13 protein-coding genes and 2 pseudogenes are annotated in these 16,832 nt (G+C 61.4%); 12 read left to right on the top strand and 3 right to left on the bottom strand.

From position 1 onward, the window contains the following. Positions 1-105: 105 nt before the first annotated feature. Positions 106-2,415 carry a cytochrome P450/oxidoreductase gene (locus tag BLQ71_RS23365; protein WP_074623446.1) on the bottom strand — a complete coding sequence of 770 codons (2,310 nt, stop codon included), beginning with the start codon at positions 2,413-2,415 and terminating at the stop codon, positions 106-108. 108 nt (positions 2,416-2,523) lie between these two features. Between BLQ71_RS23365 and BLQ71_RS23360 the strand changes: the two genes are divergently transcribed. Then, positions 2,524-3,207, top strand: coding sequence for an IclR family transcriptional regulator (locus BLQ71_RS23360; RefSeq protein ID WP_074623454.1), 684 nt, complete (start codon positions 2,524-2,526; stop codon positions 3,205-3,207). Between the two features lie 256 nt (positions 3,208-3,463). Here the strand turns inward: BLQ71_RS23360 and BLQ71_RS23355 are convergent. Then, positions 3,464-4,112, bottom strand: a pseudogene (locus BLQ71_RS23355) (transposase); the annotation flags it as partial. A gap of 509 nt (positions 4,113-4,621) precedes the next feature. Here BLQ71_RS23355 and BLQ71_RS23345 point away from each other — a divergent pair. After that, positions 4,622-5,158: pseudogene (locus BLQ71_RS23345) on the top strand (integrase core domain-containing protein); the annotation flags it as partial. A gap of 23 nt (positions 5,159-5,181) precedes the next feature. On the opposite strand, the gene BLQ71_RS23340 reads toward BLQ71_RS23345, so the two are convergent. After that, a complete protein-coding gene (locus BLQ71_RS23340; protein WP_069210082.1) occupies positions 5,182-5,652 on the bottom strand; it encodes an Lrp/AsnC family transcriptional regulator in 471 nt (156 codons plus the stop codon). Between the two features lie 101 nt (positions 5,653-5,753). Between BLQ71_RS23340 and BLQ71_RS23335 the strand changes: the two genes are divergently transcribed. The 10 genes from BLQ71_RS23335 to BLQ71_RS23290 all read left to right on the top strand — a co-directional run bounded on the left by BLQ71_RS23335 (position 5,754) and on the right by BLQ71_RS23290 (position 16,424). Beyond that, a complete protein-coding gene (locus BLQ71_RS23335; RefSeq protein WP_074623453.1) occupies positions 5,754-7,214 on the top strand; it encodes an aminotransferase class V-fold PLP-dependent enzyme in 1,461 nt (486 codons plus the stop codon). Further along, positions 7,211-8,557, top strand: a complete 1,347-nt coding sequence (locus BLQ71_RS23330; protein ID WP_074623442.1) for an MFS transporter — start codon at positions 7,211-7,213, stop codon at positions 8,555-8,557. The genes BLQ71_RS23335 and BLQ71_RS23330 overlap by 4 nt, the downstream gene beginning before the upstream one ends. A 37-nt stretch (positions 8,558-8,594) precedes the next feature. Continuing rightward, the gene (locus BLQ71_RS23325; RefSeq protein WP_074623441.1) at positions 8,595-10,061 is read left to right on the top strand and encodes an NAD(P)-binding domain-containing protein; all 1,467 of its coding nucleotides are present in this window, start codon (positions 8,595-8,597) and stop codon (positions 10,059-10,061) included. Beyond that, positions 10,061-10,540, top strand: coding sequence for a hypothetical protein (locus BLQ71_RS23320; RefSeq protein WP_043145708.1), 480 nt, complete (start codon positions 10,061-10,063; stop codon positions 10,538-10,540). Before BLQ71_RS23325 ends, BLQ71_RS23320 begins: the two co-directional genes overlap by 1 nt. Then, entirely contained in the window at positions 10,537-11,127 is a 591-nt protein-coding gene (locus BLQ71_RS23315; RefSeq protein ID WP_074623440.1) for a peroxidase-related enzyme, read from the top strand. The genes BLQ71_RS23320 and BLQ71_RS23315 overlap by 4 nt, the downstream gene beginning before the upstream one ends. 85 nt (positions 11,128-11,212) lie before the next feature. Next, a complete protein-coding gene (locus tag BLQ71_RS23310; protein WP_074623452.1) occupies positions 11,213-12,313 on the top strand; it encodes an NAD/NADP octopine/nopaline dehydrogenase family protein in 1,101 nt (366 codons plus the stop codon). Positions 12,314-12,363: 50 nt separating this feature from the next. After that, complete coding sequence (locus BLQ71_RS23305; protein ID WP_043145712.1) at positions 12,364-13,473, top strand: ABC transporter substrate-binding protein; 1,110 nt, start codon at positions 12,364-12,366, stop codon at positions 13,471-13,473. A 75-nt stretch (positions 13,474-13,548) separates the two neighbouring features. Further along, positions 13,549-14,535: an ABC transporter permease gene (locus tag BLQ71_RS23300; protein WP_043145713.1), complete on the top strand. Its 987-nt coding sequence runs from the start codon at positions 13,549-13,551 to the stop codon at positions 14,533-14,535. Positions 14,536-14,549: 14 nt separating this feature from the next. Then, positions 14,550-15,335: an ABC transporter permease gene (locus tag BLQ71_RS23295; protein WP_043145780.1), complete on the top strand. Its 786-nt coding sequence runs from the start codon at positions 14,550-14,552 to the stop codon at positions 15,333-15,335. 3 nt (positions 15,336-15,338) lie between these two features. Continuing rightward, complete coding sequence (locus BLQ71_RS23290; RefSeq protein WP_043145714.1) at positions 15,339-16,424, top strand: ABC transporter ATP-binding protein; 1,086 nt, start codon at positions 15,339-15,341, stop codon at positions 16,422-16,424. Positions 16,425-16,832 lie beyond the last annotated feature (408 nt).

The raw sequence follows: 16,832 nt of genomic DNA, 5'->3' as shown, positions 1-16,832 counted from the left end.
CGTAAGAACATCACGTTCGGGCAAGTCTGATCCGGGGCTGCACAAGTCAATACGGCCGGCGAAGGCAGACAGGCCGTCCGGGTCTCTCTGCCTTCGGGGGGAGCTTCAAAGCGCCAGTACCAGCTTCCCGTTCCGGGCCCGCGAACAGCAGGTCATGAGGCGGTCGCCTTGAGCTCTTTCCTTTGCCGACAAGACACGATCCCTGTGGTCAATCTCGCCATCGATGACCCGTGTCTCGCAGGTGCCGCACAGACCTTCGCCGCAATCCATCGGCATATCGACCCCCGACGCTCGAAGCGCGTCGTACAGGGTCTGGTCAGCCGCGACCGAGACGGTCATTCCCGAGTCTCGCAATTCGACCTCAAAAGCATGTTCCACACTGGAATCAAGGGCACCGTTCGCAGAAGAGAAGAGTTCGTATTTCAACGTGCCTTCCGGCCAGTTGGCCGAGAGCGACTCGAGTTCGTCGAGCAGTCGATCCGGTCCGCACGCATAGACGCGATCATTGCCACCGACTTTCGAAAGGGCTCTGTCCAGATCGAGACGCGTTCCTTCTGCGGTGATATGCAACGAAAGGCTCTGACCGTGGCGGTCCTGTACGCGGTCCAGCAAAGGAAGCCTGTCGCGCGATTTTCCGCAGAAGTGAATGTGGTAGGGCTTTCCGGACGCCTTTAGCCGGTCCGCCATGGCCAGGATTGGCGTGATGCCGATGCCGCCCGCGATCAGGATGTACTGGGGGGCATTTGCGTCGAGCCTAAAATGGTTGCGGGGCCCGGCAATGTGTACGACGTCTCCGGGCGCCACGTTGTCGTGGAAGAATTTCGAGCCGCCACGACCGTTGTTCTCGCGCAGGATCGCTATTTCAAAGGTCTTGGTATCCGAGGCGTCGCCGCACAAAGAATACTTCCGGCGGTAGTCGCCGACGACGAGGTCGATATGCGCACCGGCAGAGAATTTGGGGAGTTTGCGTCCCTTGGGGTCGGCCAGCACGAAGCGTTTCACCCCGGTACTGTCGTCGATCACATCGCGGACCACGACCCGGCGAAGGATGCCTTCTCTCACCGGTGCGCCGATCTTGAAGGACATCGAGCGATCGAGGACGGAGGGATCCGTCTTTTCCGGATTGAGCGCGGGATCCCATTCAACCAGCAGTTTGGAAGGCCCGCGGAACGACACATTGGGCAGGTTTTCAAAGACCTGTCCCTTTACCAGACGCATGTGCGGCAGCCGACGGGTAAATTCTTCGAGAAAGATCCGCATTTCCATGCGCCCGATGTTCTTGCCCATGCACTGATGCGCGCCATAGCCGAACGTCATGTGTTCCGACGCATTGTCCCGGTAGATGTCGAAGTCGTCGGCGTTTTCCCAATGGCGATTGTCCTTGTTCGCGCTGGCCTGAACGATCAGGAGCTTCCCGCCCTTTGGAATATCCACTCCGCCGACGGTCGTATCGTCGGTCGCGATCCGGCGCCAAGCGACAATCGACCCGGCAACGCGCAGGCACTCTTCGACGGCGCTGGGAATGAGGCTCGGAGTCTCGCATAGTTCCTCCCAGGATTCCCTGTTGTTGAGCAAGGTCCAGAAGGCATTGGCGGTTGCGTTGGAGGTCGTTTCGTGTGCAGCCGCCAGAATCGCCATCATCATCGAACGCAGATAGCTCTCGGGAACGGCATCCGGATGTTTAAAGTGCTGGCGCACGGTTTCGTACATCCATCCCTCGCCATCCGGATTGGCGATCATGTCATCCAGGACCCGGTTGGCGGTCTGCCAGAATCGTCCGACGTTCTCGGAAATCTCCAGCTGTTCCTCCGGGGTCGGACGCCCCCAGGTGTTGAGTGTGTGGGCAACAGCGAAACCGCGCAGTTGCTCGGCCCCCTTTTCGGGAACGCCCAAAAAATGCAGCGCAATGGTTAACGGAATTTCGCTGAATATATCCTCGACCAGGTCTGCATGCCCTCGGTCGATGAAACGGTCCATGTCCCGCCGCGTTAGTGTTCGCATTGCGGATTCGTGCTTTTGCAGGTTTTCGGGCAGGAAATCGTCGAGCAGAAGCCGGCGGCGCTCCATATGGTGCGGCTCGTCTTCGTTGACCATCGTTCGCTGCATGGCAAAGCCGTATTTCTGCAGGATCGCTTGGGCTTCGGGGCCAGCCGGAGTGATCTTTTCCAGCGCGATCGAAGGCGAGAACAGGATGTTGTCGCGAAAGACACTTTTCACATCTTCGTAGCGGGTCACCACCCAGTAGCCGATTTCCGGGCTGAAAAAGACGGGCTCCTCCTCACGCGCCCATTTCAAGGCCTCGCCCGGATCGACCTGGTAGGGGCCGTTGAACGGGGTGAAGGCGGCAGCCCGTCCTGAGATGGGGCATCCATTCGGCGAAAGGGCTGGTGTCTCGACAGGGCAGGTGTTCGGCATCGAGTTTTCCTGTTTTACTTTTATAGCACTTTGTGATCTATAATAGTAAAACATGGATGCTTGCCCCGGTCAACGCCGGGCAGGACGGCCCGCGTGGAGAAAACAGGCATGGCGACTTTGCAAACCCTCGATCGTGGCCTGAAAGCCTTGTTCTTCATCGGTGCGTCCGAAGGCGGTGTGTCTGTCGGCGAAATTGCTTCGGAGCTTGGTGTGGACCGGGCCATTGCCTACCGTGTCGTGTCGACACTGGAGGAAAACCGCCTGGTATCCCGACTTGCAAACGGACGACTCTTCCTTGGACCCGGGGTTCTCCGGTTGGAGTCGAAGTTCCTGCCGCAATTCCGGGTCATCGCTCAGAAGCGACTCGAACGCCTTGCCGAACAGGCCGGTGCAACTGCTTTCCTGTCCATGGCCGAAGGCAAGGATTGCGTTGCTGTCGTGGTCGCAGAACCGCAAGACGGACTGATCCGGGTCGGCTACAAGGTCGGGAGCCGCCATCCGCTGACCCAAGGCGCCGCCGGGATCGCCATCCTCTCTTCACGGCCGGAAGAGGCAGGCGATATGCAAGAAGTGCGCGAAGCCCGTGCAAAGGGCTTCAGTCTGACGCGTGGGGCCCTGCAAAAGGGAGCCGTCGGCGTGGCAAGTCCCCTCGCAAGGACGGTGAGGTCCGGACGTACCATCGAGGCCTCAGTCGGCGTGGTCGCGATGGAAGACCTCGATGTCGAACAGGCGCGAGGTTTGGTTCAGGATTGTGCGGAAACCATCAATTTGGCGCTTGGGGGAGTCGAATAAAGCGCCTGAAACGCGATCGCGCGACCGGACCGGAAGCCGCGGCCGCCGCCTTGATGGGGGCCGCGCGACAGACGAGTTGAGCATTCGCTAGTGGGTATTCGACGATGCTCCTGAGGGGCGCTGTCAAAGGAACTCAGGTTGCTGCGAGGCGGGTGTCCGATTTGTGTCTCGGGATGACAAAACGTGACCCGTTCTAATAGGCGTTGTCGCCTTGTCCCGGCCTGAGGCCTGACTGCCCCTTACCCCGTTGACGCAAGGCTGCGCGGACGATCTCGGCTGTGCCGAGGACGTTGAAGCGGTTCATGAGGGCGATGCGAATTTGGATTTCGGCGGCCCGGCGGTCTGGGTCTCTTGCCATGATGCGCTCGCCGACGGATTTCAGGCAGCGAATCTTTGCCTCTTGGCGCGGCCTAAGGGATCTGACCCAGCAAGTAGGGCAATGCAGGATTGTCGCCATCGCGGCTGGGTGTGAACTCGACAGCGCGGATGTCGGACGTCGCGGGGGCCATGGCCAGATGGACCTTGCGCCTCTGGCGCCGACCCTGAACGCTGTGCTTGCGTGCCTGCCATTCGCCATCGTTGATCCCGGTGCTGGCCACAAGCAGGTTCAGCAGGCCATCCGCGTGGCGAGAAGGGACCTGGTCGGCCAGAGTCTTTTGCCTGCGGCACAGTGTGGAGAAATCCGGCACGGGCCAGTCTAGTCCCGCCAACTTCAGCGGGTTCGTCACCATGCCAGAGGTCTGGCAAAGCGTTGGCTTGAACAAGATCTTGATCGTGAGGCTGAACTGTATGGCCGCATCGGAAAACACCACAGACCATGCTGGTCGCCCGTCATGCGGCGCACGCCAGGCCATGTCCTTGTCGACCCAGATCAGCAGGTATGGGGAGCGTCTGCGTCGTACAGATCAATCGCGCCGTTGCCCTTAGGCTGGCAGAACCGTTCCAATATCGACCGCCGAGTCTTCTGTGTCCCCGCGCCAAGTTCCGCGCACATTGTGGACTTGTAGTATTGAGCGCAAAGCCAATGCAGCGAGTCTTTTCGCAGGACACCGGGTTTCGGCGGGGACTTTTTGCGCGACTCCTTTGGTCGCGCGGCGGCGCGCCGGTAATCCGTCAGAAATTCAGGTGAACCGACCGGGCCACGGAGGCGCACCTTTCGCCCGTTCCGTCGGTAGTAGAGGCGCACGTTGCCGTGCCGGTCGGTGTCCTCCGCAACGTATTTCAATGTCATTCGCATCGAAACTCCCCCTGCCATTACCAATCCTCAGAGGATTCGAGACGGGCATCTTCTGCGCCACCGGGCAAGTCTTCGATTGCGGAGCCGATTTTGCGCACGTCCCACACGTTCCGTGAATAGATGCGCTTGGCCGCGGGCATGAACTGGTCCGATTCCAGTTTGTCGAAGGTTGTCGGGCTGGGGACCAGGGCACCCATGGCGATCCCGCAGGGGCCGAACCAGCGCTGGTCGCTGGACTTCGTGTCAGACAGCTTGTCCGATGGTCGCCGCTTCCGGGGGCTCTGCGTCATCGACGACTTCAGCCGGGAATGCCTGGCCGCGGTCGTGGACGCCTCGCTGCCTGGGCAGCGCGTTGGCCATGAGCTCGACAGCATCGCTCGGGTGCGCGGCTATCCATGCATGGTGGTCAGCGGCAACGGCACGGAGCTGACCCCGATCTTCATCCTCAAATGGCAGGAGCAGCGCCGGATCGAATGCCACGACATCGCTCCGGGAAAACCGATGCAGAACGGCTTCGTCGAGAGCTTCAATGGACGGCCGCGTGACGCATGCCTCAATGAGCACCTGTTCGCCAATCTGCGCCAGGCCCGCGGCCTGATCGAGGCGTGGCGCGACGACTACAACCGCCCCCACACGAGCCTCGACGGGCTCACCCCGTGGGAGTATCACCAACGGTCGGTAGAGGACCAAACCCTGAACAGAGCGAACTCATAAACGCGGATTCAATGGGGACCGGGTCACATCTGGCGTAAGGGGATCGGGCGTTGCTCCTCGATCGCTTCCATGGCGAAAAAGGAGGTGACGGTTTCCAGCTCGATATTCTCGATCAGGCGTTTGTAGACGTCATCGTAGCCGGCCATGTCGCGGGCAACGATCTTAAGCAGGTAGTCATACTCGCCGCCGATACGGAAGAAGTCGATGACCTCCGGGATGGCCGAGACATGGTTGCGGAACTGGCGCAGCCAATCCGCTGAATGATGTCGTGTCTTGACGAGGGAAAAGACCACGAACCCCGCGCCGAGCCTTTCGCGGTCTATGACCACAGTCCGGCCGCGAATGGCGCCGGAGGCCTCCAACGTCTTCAGGCGCCGCCAGCAAGCGTTCTGTGACAGGCCGACCTTTTCCGCCAGGGCCCGTTGTGACTGAGCCGCGTCGCGCTGGAGCTCTTCAAGGATGAGGTGGTCAAAATGATCTGGTTTCTGGGCCATGTGTCAATCATATGACACAAAAAATCGAAATCAACGATGAATTTATGGGAAGATTTTTGCGGATCATGCGTCACAATCTGCCCTCAACAGCTGAGGAAGATATGACACCGCTCGATGACTTCAAAACCGCATTGAAAGGCGCCGACATTCGAGACCGGATCCGCGCCGGGCTGATCGGCGAGGACGTACAGATCGAAGGACCGTTCGGCGTGCACCCGCTGATCTACGCGGACTATGTCGCCTCCGGGCGGGCGCTGACACAGGTTGAAGACTTCGTCCGCGACCGGGTGCTGCCGTATTATGCGAACACGCACACTCAGGCGTCGTTCTGTGGCGAATACATGACCCGTTTGAGAGAAGCCGCGCGGGGTGAAATCGCACGGCTGACCGGCGCCGGTGACGGGATGAGCGTGATCTTTGCCGGGTCGGGGTCCACTGCCGGGATCAACAGGATCGTCGGTCTGCTGGATCTGCCTTCGCTTGTGTCCGCAGGTCAGCGTGTCGTCGTTCTGACCGGCCCGTACGAACATCACTCCAACATCTTGCCCTGGCGCGAGACAGGGGCCGAGGTGATCGAGATCGCTGAGGCCGCAAATGGCGGGGTCGATATGGAAGACCTCTCTCATGCGCTGAAGGCGTCGGAAGATGCGGCGCTGATCGTCGGAACCTTTTCCGCAGCGTCGAATGTGACGGGGATTGTCACTGACGTCGACGCGGTGACGCGGCTGTTGCGCGCCCACGGGGCGTTCGTGGTCTGGGACTACGGCTGTGCCGGACCGTATTGCGCGATGGACATGAAGGCGGGCACCGATGCGCAGAAGGATGCTATCGTGTTTTCGCCCCACAAGTTTCCCGGCGGTCCCGGGTCCAGTGGTGTCGCGGTAATTCGCGACGGGATCGCCCGCCGTGCAACGCCGACTCTTCCAGGCGGCGGCACGGTCAGTTTCGTATCGCCTTGGGGGCACGTCTATTCGAACACGTTGTCGGCGCGAGAAGAGGGCGGCACCCCCAATGTCACCGGCGATATCCGCGCGGCGCTTGCCCTACTGGTAAAAGAGGCGCTGGACCAGGAGTGGCTGGACAAGCGGCAGGCAGAGCTTCGGGAAAAGGCGCTGAATATCTGGTCGCAGAATGATCGGATCGAATTGCTTGGACAGCCTGACGCCCAGGCCTTGCCGATCTTTTCCTTTCGTGTGCGCGACGGGCAGGGGGGATTGGTGCATCACCAGTTCTTTACCCGTTTGCTCAGCGACAGGTATGGCGTCCAGGCCCGCGGCGGTTGTGCCTGTGCCGGACCCTATGGTCACAGGTTGCTGGGGTTGGGCCGAAGTGAGTCGGACGCAACCATCGAAGCGCTGGAACGTGGCGAAGAAACAGCGAAACCGGGCTGGGTACGTCTTAACCTTTCGGCACTTATGTCCGATACCAAGGTGAATTCGATTATCGAGGCGGTGGACAATCTGGCGCGTACCGCCCCAGACTATGTAAAGGACTATCGCGTCGACACCGGCACAGCCCGGTTCAATGCCGTGACCGCCTCGAAGGATCCCCTTGCCTCATGACACAACCTCGGATCAGCCCAATCGCCAATCCGTCCTTTCGGACCCTTTTTGCCGCGCAGGTCTTCTCTCTGCTTGCCATCGGGCTGATGACCGTGGCCATGTCGCTGGCGGCCTATCGGATCGGCGGGGTTGCGGCGGCGGGGCAGATCGTCGGGTTTTTGTTGGCGGTCAAGATGGTGGCCTATGTGGGCATCGCCCCACTGGCAGAGGCGCTCTTTGCCGGACGCCGTCGCAAACGCGTGATGATCGGCCTGGACCTCGGGCGGATGCTTTTGCTTCTGCCGATGGCCTTTGCAACGCAGACTTGGCAGATCGCACTGCTGGCGCTGGTCTTCTTTGCCGTGTCCTCGGGGTTCACGCCGCTTTTTCAATCGGTGATCCCTGACGTCCTGCCCGACGAAAAGCTTTATAGCCGGGCGCTCGTCTGGTCTCGTATCGCATACACACTGGAGTCGGTGCTCAGCCCGATCATTGCGGCCATGGTGCTGCAACTGATAGAGGCAGAGTTCCTGTTCTGGGTGGCGGCGCTGGCCTTTACGGGGTCCGTGGCAGCGCTTTTCGCCACGCGCTTTCCGGCCGACAGGACAGGGCAGGGCAAGGGGCCTTTCCTGCGCCGCGCCATGAAGGGGCTGAGCATCTATCGCAAGACGCCGCGCCTGCGTGGACTGTTCCTGCTGAACTTCGCCCTTTCCTTGAGCATGGCCTGGGTGCTGGTGAACTCTGTTGTACTTGCGGGTGTCCGGCTTGGGGATGCAGAAGGGCAATACCCGATCCTGATGGCCTTCTACGGGCTGGGCGCTGCCATTGGGGCCGTTGTCGTTCCCCGTCTTGTCGAGAGCACGGACGAGCGGCGTGTCATGCTGGGGGGCGCCATGATGCACGCGGTTGCAGGGCTGGGTATTGCCCTGCCGTTGGGCTATGCGGGCTACATGGCGCTATGGATGATCTTTGGACTGGCTGCCTCACTGGTGCTGACCCCGGGCGGGTTGGTTATCGCGCGCTCGGCAGGTGCGGCGGATCGACCTGCAGTATTCGCCGCGCAGTTCTCGCTCTCGCATGCGGGATGGTTGCTGGCCTATCCGCTGGCCGGACAGTTGGCTGCGTTGGCCGGACTCGAACCGGCCCTGCTGATCCTGTCCGGGCTGACCGCCGGTACCGCGGTTCTTGCGGTCCGGGTCTGGCCCGCGACAGATCCGATCGAACGCCTGCATGAGCATCCGGAACTGCCCGAGGGTCACCCGCATTTCCGCGAGGCGCCGAGCCAGGGCCCCCGGCATCGTCACGCCCACGCCTATCACATAGACGATCTGCATCCGAATTGGTCCGGCTCCACGCCGGCCTGACCCGGACGAGCGGACTAGAGCTACAGGAAAAAACGTAATGACACATGACACCTCTTCCCCGATTGATGGCCAAGGCCTGGAGGCTCTTGAGGCGCGCTTGCACGAGGATCTGAAATTCCTCTGCTGGCCGGGCAAGGACTGGGTGCCGGCACGCGAAGGTGTGACTGATGTCGTCATCATCGGCGGTGGTATGTGCGGCATGGTGGCCTGGACAGCGCTGAAGACCGGCGGCATTCACAACATGCGGGTGCTGGATCGTTCGCCCGAAGGGCTGGAAGGTCCGTGGCTCACCTATGCGCGGATGGAAACCTTGCGGTCGCCGAAAGAGCTGACCGGCCCGGCCTATGGGCACGGCGCACTGACATTCCAGGCGTGGTATCGCGCGCAGTTCGGGACCGAAGATTGGGAGGCGCTGGACAAGATCCCCCGACCCATGTGGATGGACTATCTCAAGTGGTATCGGAAAGTCCTGGACATCCCCACGGAAAACGGTGTGTCGGTCGACCTCGTCGAACCCGAGGGGGATCTTCTGCGGCTGCATTTGTCCGGTGCGTCGGAAAACTCGATCCTTTGCCGCAAGCTGATCTTTGCAACTGGGCGCGACGGGACCGGACAGCCGAACATTCCCGGTTTCGTAAAGAACCTGGAGTCCAAGTACTGGGCGCATAGCGCGGATGAAATCGACTTTGACGCGCTCAAGGGCAAACGTGTGGCCGTGGTCGGTGTCGGGGCGTCGGCGGTGGACAATGCCGCCGAGGCGCTGGAACATGGTGCCGCCGAGGTTCGCCACCTGATCCGCCGCAAGGAAATGCCGACCATCAACAAGATGATGGGCATCGGGAGTTTCGGCTTTACCGCCGGATACGCCAGCCTGCCGGATAAGTGGCGCTGGCGCTTCATGCAATATTCCTTTGCCACCCAGACGCCGCCCCCGCATGGATCGACAAACCGGGTCAGCCGCCATCCCAACGCCTTTTTCCATTTCGGAAAGGCGGTTCAGTCGACCGTGGAAAAGAACGGTGCGGTGCAGGTCGGCTTTGCCGACGGCTCCTCCTACGAGGCGGATTTCGTGATCCTTGGCACCGGCTTTACCATCGACCCGCTGTCGCGGACCGAATTTGGCGACGCGGCAGGGAACATCCTCCTGTGGCAGGATGTCTATACGCCACCCGAAGACGAACAATCGCGTGACCTGGGGCGCTTTCCCTACTTGAACGAGGATTTCACCTTTCGCGAGAAAGTGCCGGGTACGGCACCTTGGCTGTCGAACGTCTACTGCTTCAACTACGGGGCATCTGCCAGCCTCGGGAAAGTGAGTGGTGACATTCCGGGCATTTCGGAAGGGGCAGGGTGGCTAACGCGGGCAGTGGCCGGGCAGCTATACTCCGAGGACGTGGCGGAACACTGGCAGGCAATGCTGGACTACGACAAGCCGGAACTGGATGGCAGCGAATGGACGCCGACCGAACTGGCCTGTGACGAAAAGAAAGGGAAAGTGGCCTGATGGCATTGGATACGACCGCATTGAACAGCGCAGATATCGGGGTGGGCACGGCTGTACAGGCCGCCGTCGAGGGGCGCGCCAACATCTTCGAGATGACACAGGCCGCAGAAGAGGCCGTGCTGCGTCCGAAGGATGCCGGACCGTGGAGCCATAGCTTGCGTGCTGCGCTGGCCGCGAGGATCGCCAATCTCAACGATGAAGCCGAGCTTGCGGCGCGCTACGCCGCCGACGCCGGTGATTTCGCCGCCCTGGTCCAGCCCACCGAAGACGGGGCCGCGCAGGGCCTGGCCGAGGTTGTCGGGTTCATGGACAAGGTGGCTGCCGACACCCGCCGGGTCGCGGGCAACGATATCCTGGCGTTGCAATCTGCGGGCGTGGCCGATGCCGATATCGTCCGTCTTGCCGAGCTGAATGCCTTTCTCGCCTACCAGATCCGGGTCATCGCCGGGCTGCGCCTGATGAAAGGGATGTCGGCATGACCAAGGTAATCACGAAATTCACCCGCAACGTGCCGCATTGGCAGCCGCGGGTTAAGCCCGTTGACCTTCAGGAAGCCTCCGCCGAACAACTGGATGCGCTCAAGGTGACACCTTCGAACACCAAGGTGTCTGAGTACGTTCTGACTTTGGCGCATGATGTCGAAAGCCTGAAGGTGCGTTCGCCTCTTTTCAACGCGATCATGTACGACAAGGGCGGTATGAGCCGATCCGAGCGGGAACTGGGTGCGCTTGGGGCCTCGATGGTCAACCACTGTATCTATTGTGCCGCCGTCCACGCCATGCGCCACGCCCAGATCGAGAAATCGACCGAAGTGACGGACAAGCTGTTCCGCGATGGCGCGAATGCGGAACTGGATACGCGCGACCGGGCCATTTTCGGCTTTGCCGTGGCGCTGTCTGAATGCCCGTCTCAGGCCGGGCCGGAACACATGCAGGCGCTGAAGGAGGCCGGGCTGGACGAGGCGGAGGTGCTGGATCTGATCCTTTCGGCCTCTTTGTTCGGCTGGGCAAACAGGCTGATGCATGTGCTTGGTGACCCTGTGCGGCTCGAAGATTCCGGAAAATAATCCATGAATTCCCAGATAGCGGATGACATTCCGTTAAGTAGGTGTAATGTGGGGGTGAAAGACCGCAAGCGATGAAGGTGTGGATGTGAGCAAGAAAGTAGGTTTGGCAGGCGCGGGGGCGATCGCCTTCGGAACGGCAGCGGTGCTGCACGAGGCGGGACATGACCCGATGCTGTGGTCCCCTTCGGGGGCTGGTACGGCCGATCTGGCCAAGGGTGCTCCGCTGACGGCGACCGGCGCGGTCGAGACCTCGCTGACCCCGCGGATCGCCGACACTGCCGCGACGCTGGCGCGCGAGAACGACGTGCTGATCATTGCCCTGCCGGGTTACGGCCACAAAACCGTGCTGGACGCTTTGGCCCCGCATATCGAGCCGCACCACCAGGTCATCATCTCCTCCCATGCCTCGCTTGGGGCTGTTTACCTGATGCAGTTGCTTGCGGATCGCGGAGTTTCCGTACCGATCACCGCCTGGGGCACCACGATCTGCACCGGGCGGCGCCAGTCGGGGGCCGAGGTCAAGGTCAACACCGTGCGCAGCAAGGTGGACCTCTGCACCGTGCCCGGGGACCGCTCGGACGAGGCCCTGGCACTTTGCAAGGAGCTGTTCGGTGACCGGTTCCAACCGCGCGACGGGTTGCTGGCGATCTCGCTGTCGAACCTGAACCCTCAGAACCATATGGGCATCGCGCTGGGCAACATCACCCGGATGGAACGCGGCGAGAACTGGTCGCAGGGCCAGAACGTCACGCCGACCGTGGGCCGCCTGCTGGAGGACCTCGATCTCGAACGGCTTGAGATCGCCAAGGCACTGGGGCTGGAGGTCAAGACGATCTTCGAGCATTTCCACCTGTCGTTCCATGTCCCCGTCGCCTCGATTTCCGAGATGAACCAGCAGATGCATGCGCAGGGCAATGGCGGAACCGGGCCGGCGACAGCCGACAGCCGCTATGTCACCGAAGACGTGCCCTACGGGCTGGTGCTGACCGCCGCACTCGGTCGGCTGACCGGGCACCCCGCGCCGCTGCACGAGGCGGGCATCCGCATCTTCTCGGCCATGTACGGGCGGGATTTCGAGGCGGAAAACGAGATCCTCAAGGCGCTTGATCTGGACAGCTACAGCCTTGACGATCTGAAACGTGCAGCGAAAACCGGACTGCTGCGGCAGCCCGAAAACGCCGCCTGAGACCTGTAACGAGTAACCAAAAAACCACTGGACCAACAAGGAGACCAATCATGACCAAGCTGATCCTCAACCGTCGCCGCTTTTTGGGCACGGCTGCCGCCACCGGCGCGGCCTTGGCTTCGCCCGCCTACCTGCGCCGCGCCTCCGCCCAGTCGGGCGGCGAGGTGAACATCTGGACCTACAACAACTTCGTGCCCGAGGCCTTCAAGGAACAGTTCGAGGCCGAGACCGGCATCAAGGTCAACGTCCGTCTCGTGGACGACCAGGGCAAGCAGTTCAACCTGCTGGCCGCGGAACAACCGAACCCGACTGTCGACATCATGACCGTCGCCGGCCACCGCTTCCTGCAGTTCATCGACAGCGAGCTGCTGGCGCCGCTGGACACCGACCGTCTGACCAACTGGAACAAGATCAACCCGACCTTCTCGGAATCCGACTGGTCCACGATCAACGGCAACAAGTGGGGGGCGCCGATCCTCTCGGGGATGGAGGTCCTGTCCTACAACTCGGAGATCGTCAGCGAGGAAGAGGCCCTGACCTGGGACACGCTGTTCAGCGAGAAATACAAGGGCCAGACCGCCTATATCATCCAGGACATGATGTCGATCGTCATGCTGATGAAAGGCTATGACGGCAACATGGTCGCCTATCTCGACGACCCGGACAAGGCCGCCGAGATCGTCGAGGAAGCCAAGCAGTTCCTGATCGAGAAGAAGCCTCTGGTGCGCAAGTACTACGACGGCGGCGCCGAGTTCCAGCAGATGATGGTCAACCAGGACATCGTGCTGGGCCATTCCTGGAACGGTCCTGCCGCGGCGCTGATCAATGACGGCTTCCCGCTGGGCATGGCGATCCCGCGCGAAGGGTCCTACGGCTTTGTCTACACCTACAACATCGCCAACAACGCGCCCAACGCGGACAATGCCTATACCTTCCTCGATGCCATCCTGTCGTCGCCCGAAATCGGCGCGGCGATGACCAAGGCGTCGGGTTTCATCTCGACCTACAAGGACGCGTCGAACTACCTGACCGACCTCGAGAAGAAGTCGACTTCCTTCCCGGACGAGCAGCTGGCCAACCTGCAGTTCTTCCGCGCCGAGGCGAACGAGATGAAATACGGGCTGGTCGACCCGGCCGTCGAGGCCATCAAGGCGGCCTGATCGGCCAAACCGAAACCTGTTCCTGCCCTGCGATGATCGCGGGGCAGGGGCCCTGACCTTCCGAAAGACGACCTCATGACGTATGACGCATCCGCGCAACAGGACGGGCGAGCCATGGCAGAAGAGACCTCGGACCGGACATTCTGGGGCCGTTTGGCCTCTTGGGGGCCGTACCACGCGATGATGCGTCTGGCGACGGCCTCGCCCCGCCGGCAGTTTGTTGTCCTCGCCGCCTTCCCGATCCTCTGGATCCTGACCCAGCACCTTGGCCCGATGCTGCAGATGTTGCGCGTGTCGCTGACCGATGCCTACCCGGTCGCGCCCGGAGTGGAACAGCATTTCACGCTGGAAAACTATGCCCGCTTCTTCGGTGACAGCATCTTTTGGATGCCGTTTTTCCGGACACTGATCTTTGCCGGGGTCTTTACCTTCTGCACGCTGATCATCACCTACCCGGTGGCCTACTTCCTGGCCCGGCACGTCAGCCGCAAGAACCAGATGCTGTTCCTGTTGCTCCTGCTGATCCCGTTCTGGGTGGGCGAGATCGTGCGGACTTACGCGATCATGATCCTGCTGGGCAACACCGGCGCCGTGAACCTGGCGCTGAAGACACTGGGGCTGATCGACCGGCCGATCCCTTTCATGTACACCAGCTTTTCAATGGGTGTCGGCATCGTCTACCTGACCGCGCTCTACATGCTGCTGCCGCTCTATTCGGCGCTGGAGAAACTGCCGAAAAGCATGAACGAGGCAGCCGCCGATCTTGGCGCCGGCGCCTGGACCAGGTTCCGCCGCGTGTCGCTGCCGTTGACGATCGAGGGGATCTCCTCGGGCTGTACACTGGTCTTCCTGATATCGACCGGGTTCTACGCCACGCCTGTTCTTCTGGGCGGGCCGTCGACCACGGTTTTTGCGGAAACCATCGCGGGCTTTTTCCATGTGGCCGGGGATGAATGGCCCACTGGCGCGGCCTTTGCCACGATCATGTTCATGGCGGCGCTGATCATCACCACGGTGTTCCAGAAACTGATGAATGCCCTTCGCAAGGGAGAGAAGAAATGAACGACCGTGTCGAACTGTTCCGCGGCAACCGCATCTTCCTGAGCTGCGTCTACTGGGCCTTTGTGCTCTATGTCTTCGTGCCGCTTATCCTGATGGTGCTGATGGGTTTCAAGGACTCGAAGTTCATCGGCTTCCCGATCCGGTCATGGACACTCGAATGGTACACCGGTGTCTTTGCCGATGCCGAGGTGCTTTCGACCTTCGGTTACTCGGTGGCGATTGCGGTGTTGTCGACGCTGATCTCCGTCATCGTGGGCACGTGGATCGCGGTGCTGCTCGAAGGGCGCAAATTCACCGGGCGCGGTGTGACTTTTGGCCTGACCGTGCTGCCGGCGCTGGTGCCCGGCATCATCTCGGCCATCGCCTTTCGGATCTATGCCCGCTACCTGGGAATTGAACCCGGCATGGGCGCCATCGTCTGGGCGCACGCGGTCCACAACGTGCCATTCGTGGTTCTGGTGGTCATGGCGCGCCTGTCGACCCTGCCCAAGAGCCAGATCGAAGCCGCCCGCGACCTTGGCGCCGATCCGCTTATCGCCTTTGCGCGTATCACGCTGCCCTACCTGGTGCCTGCCATCCTCGGCGCATCAATCTTCTGCCTGTTGCTGTCGTTTGATGATTTCGTCCGCTCCTTCTTCCTGGGCGGGTACGAGCCGACATTGCCGGTGCTGATCTTTGCCAAGCTGCGTTCGGGCATGAGCCCGGAAATCAATGCCATTGCGACCGTCGCGCTGATCCTGACCGCCGTGATCGGCGTCTGGGCCGAACGCTTCACCCGCCGTATGAACAAGGAATCCTGAGCCATGACCGACCAGAAACCTCTTGTCCGCATCGAGGGCCTGTCCAAGCATTTCGGCGAAACCGTCGCGCTGGACAACCTGACGCTGGATATCGCGCAGGGGGAGTTCGTCACCTTCCTTGGCCCCTCGGGCTGTGGCAAGTCAACGACGCTGCGCATCCTCGGTGGCTTCGAGCGCCCGACCCACGGCCGGGTGATCCTGGACGGTGAGGACGTCACCAACCAGCCACCGGAGAAACGTCACGTAAACATGGTGTTTCAGGACTATGCGTTGTTCCCGCACATGACGGTGGCACAGAATATTTCGTTTGGACTGGAGCTGAAGGGGATGGGCAAGGCGGACATCAAGCGCCGCCTGCAAGAGATCATGGCCTTCCTCGAACTGGACAGCTATGCTGGCCGCTACCCGGTGCAGTTGTCCGGCGGTCAACGACAGCGTGTGGCGCTGGCGAGGGCCTTGGCGCCCGATCCGGCACTCCTGTTGCTTGACGAACCGCTGGGCGCTCTTGACGCCAAGCTGCGCGGCCAGGTTCAGCAGGAACTGAAATCGATCCAGCGCCGCACCAACAAGACCTTCTTCTTCGTCACCCACGACCAGGAAGAGGCGTTGACCATGTCAGACCGGATCGTCGTCATGAACAAAGGCCGCGTAGAACAGGACGGAACACCGGAAGAGTTGTATTTCCGCCCCGCCAGCCGCTTCGTGGCTGAATTCATCGGAGAGACGAACCTTCTGTCGGGCTGGATGCGCGGCACGGAAGGCGACAAGGTTGTCATGGATTGGGAAGGAACGGCCCTCAAAGGCAAGGCGCCCGCCGGCATCCCCGCCGAGGGCAAGCCGATTACCGCGTCGGTCCGGCTTGAGAAGCTCGGGTTTCATGCCGACCGCCCGCAAACCGCAAATGCGGTGCAAGGGCGTGTCGTTGGAAAAACCTTCCTTGGCTCGCGCATGGCGATGCAGATCGCCGTCGGGGACAAGGATGAACCTATCCTCAAGGCCTACGTGGATGCGGAAACCGGTCAATCGGTCGGCAGTGATCCCATCTGGATCGGCTGGGAGGCCGACCACATGGCGGTGTTGAACGACTAAGCGCGCGTCGCGTGGCAAACCGGCCCCGGGACACCGGGCCGGTGATCGCCCGCGCGGAGGCGGAGGCGGAGGCAGGAGCGCCCCGATGCCTGTCAACGTTCCGGGGAGGTTTCGCCGTTTCGCACCCGCAAGCAACAGGTCGCAATGCGGTAAGTGAGCCAGCGTGCCCGTTTGGCTGCAGCCTTCGATGCCGGGACTTTCGACCTCTCGGGTGCGGTCATGTTTCAAGTCCTTGTGGTGTGGCCGTGCCATACCGCGGGCCGGTCAGGTGAAGCGCGGACCGGCGCCAGATCAAGTTTGCGAACCCGGGCTGGTTGGACGCCACCGGATTTCCCGGTCAGGGTCTTGCCGTTCATTTGCCCATGCTGGTCGCCGTCCTTCTCACATCGCCGGGGTGACATCAGGGGT

Origin of the sequence: Antarctobacter albus (assembly GCF_900101505.1) — a bacterium.
Lineage (GTDB): Bacteria > Pseudomonadota > Alphaproteobacteria > Rhodobacterales > Rhodobacteraceae > Antarctobacter > Antarctobacter albus.
Note: the sequence above shows the minus strand (reverse complement) of the source record. Positions and strands in the feature narration are given on the sequence as shown.

Excerpts from the sequence above, each read along its gene's own strand:
- BLQ71_RS23365 (WP_074623446.1), bottom strand. The coding sequence starts at position 2,415 with ATGCCGAACACCTGCCCTGTCGAGACACCAGCCCTTTCGCCGAATGGA.
- BLQ71_RS23360 (WP_074623454.1), top strand. The coding sequence starts at position 2,524 with ATGGCGACTTTGCAAACCCTCGATCGTGGCCTGAAAGCCTTGTTCTTC.
- BLQ71_RS23340 (WP_069210082.1), bottom strand. The coding sequence starts at position 5,652 with ATGGCCCAGAAACCAGATCATTTTGACCACCTCATCCTTGAAGAGCTC.
- BLQ71_RS23335 (WP_074623453.1), top strand. The coding sequence starts at position 5,754 with ATGACACCGCTCGATGACTTCAAAACCGCATTGAAAGGCGCCGACATT.
- BLQ71_RS23330 (WP_074623442.1), top strand. The coding sequence starts at position 7,211 with ATGACACAACCTCGGATCAGCCCAATCGCCAATCCGTCCTTTCGGACC.
- BLQ71_RS23325 (WP_074623441.1), top strand. The coding sequence starts at position 8,595 with ATGACACATGACACCTCTTCCCCGATTGATGGCCAAGGCCTGGAGGCT.
- BLQ71_RS23320 (WP_043145708.1), top strand. The coding sequence starts at position 10,061 with ATGGCATTGGATACGACCGCATTGAACAGCGCAGATATCGGGGTGGGC.
- BLQ71_RS23315 (WP_074623440.1), top strand. The coding sequence starts at position 10,537 with ATGACCAAGGTAATCACGAAATTCACCCGCAACGTGCCGCATTGGCAG.
- BLQ71_RS23305 (WP_043145712.1), top strand. The coding sequence starts at position 12,364 with ATGACCAAGCTGATCCTCAACCGTCGCCGCTTTTTGGGCACGGCTGCC.
- BLQ71_RS23300 (WP_043145713.1), top strand. The coding sequence starts at position 13,549 with ATGACGTATGACGCATCCGCGCAACAGGACGGGCGAGCCATGGCAGAA.
- BLQ71_RS23290 (WP_043145714.1), top strand. The coding sequence starts at position 15,339 with ATGACCGACCAGAAACCTCTTGTCCGCATCGAGGGCCTGTCCAAGCAT.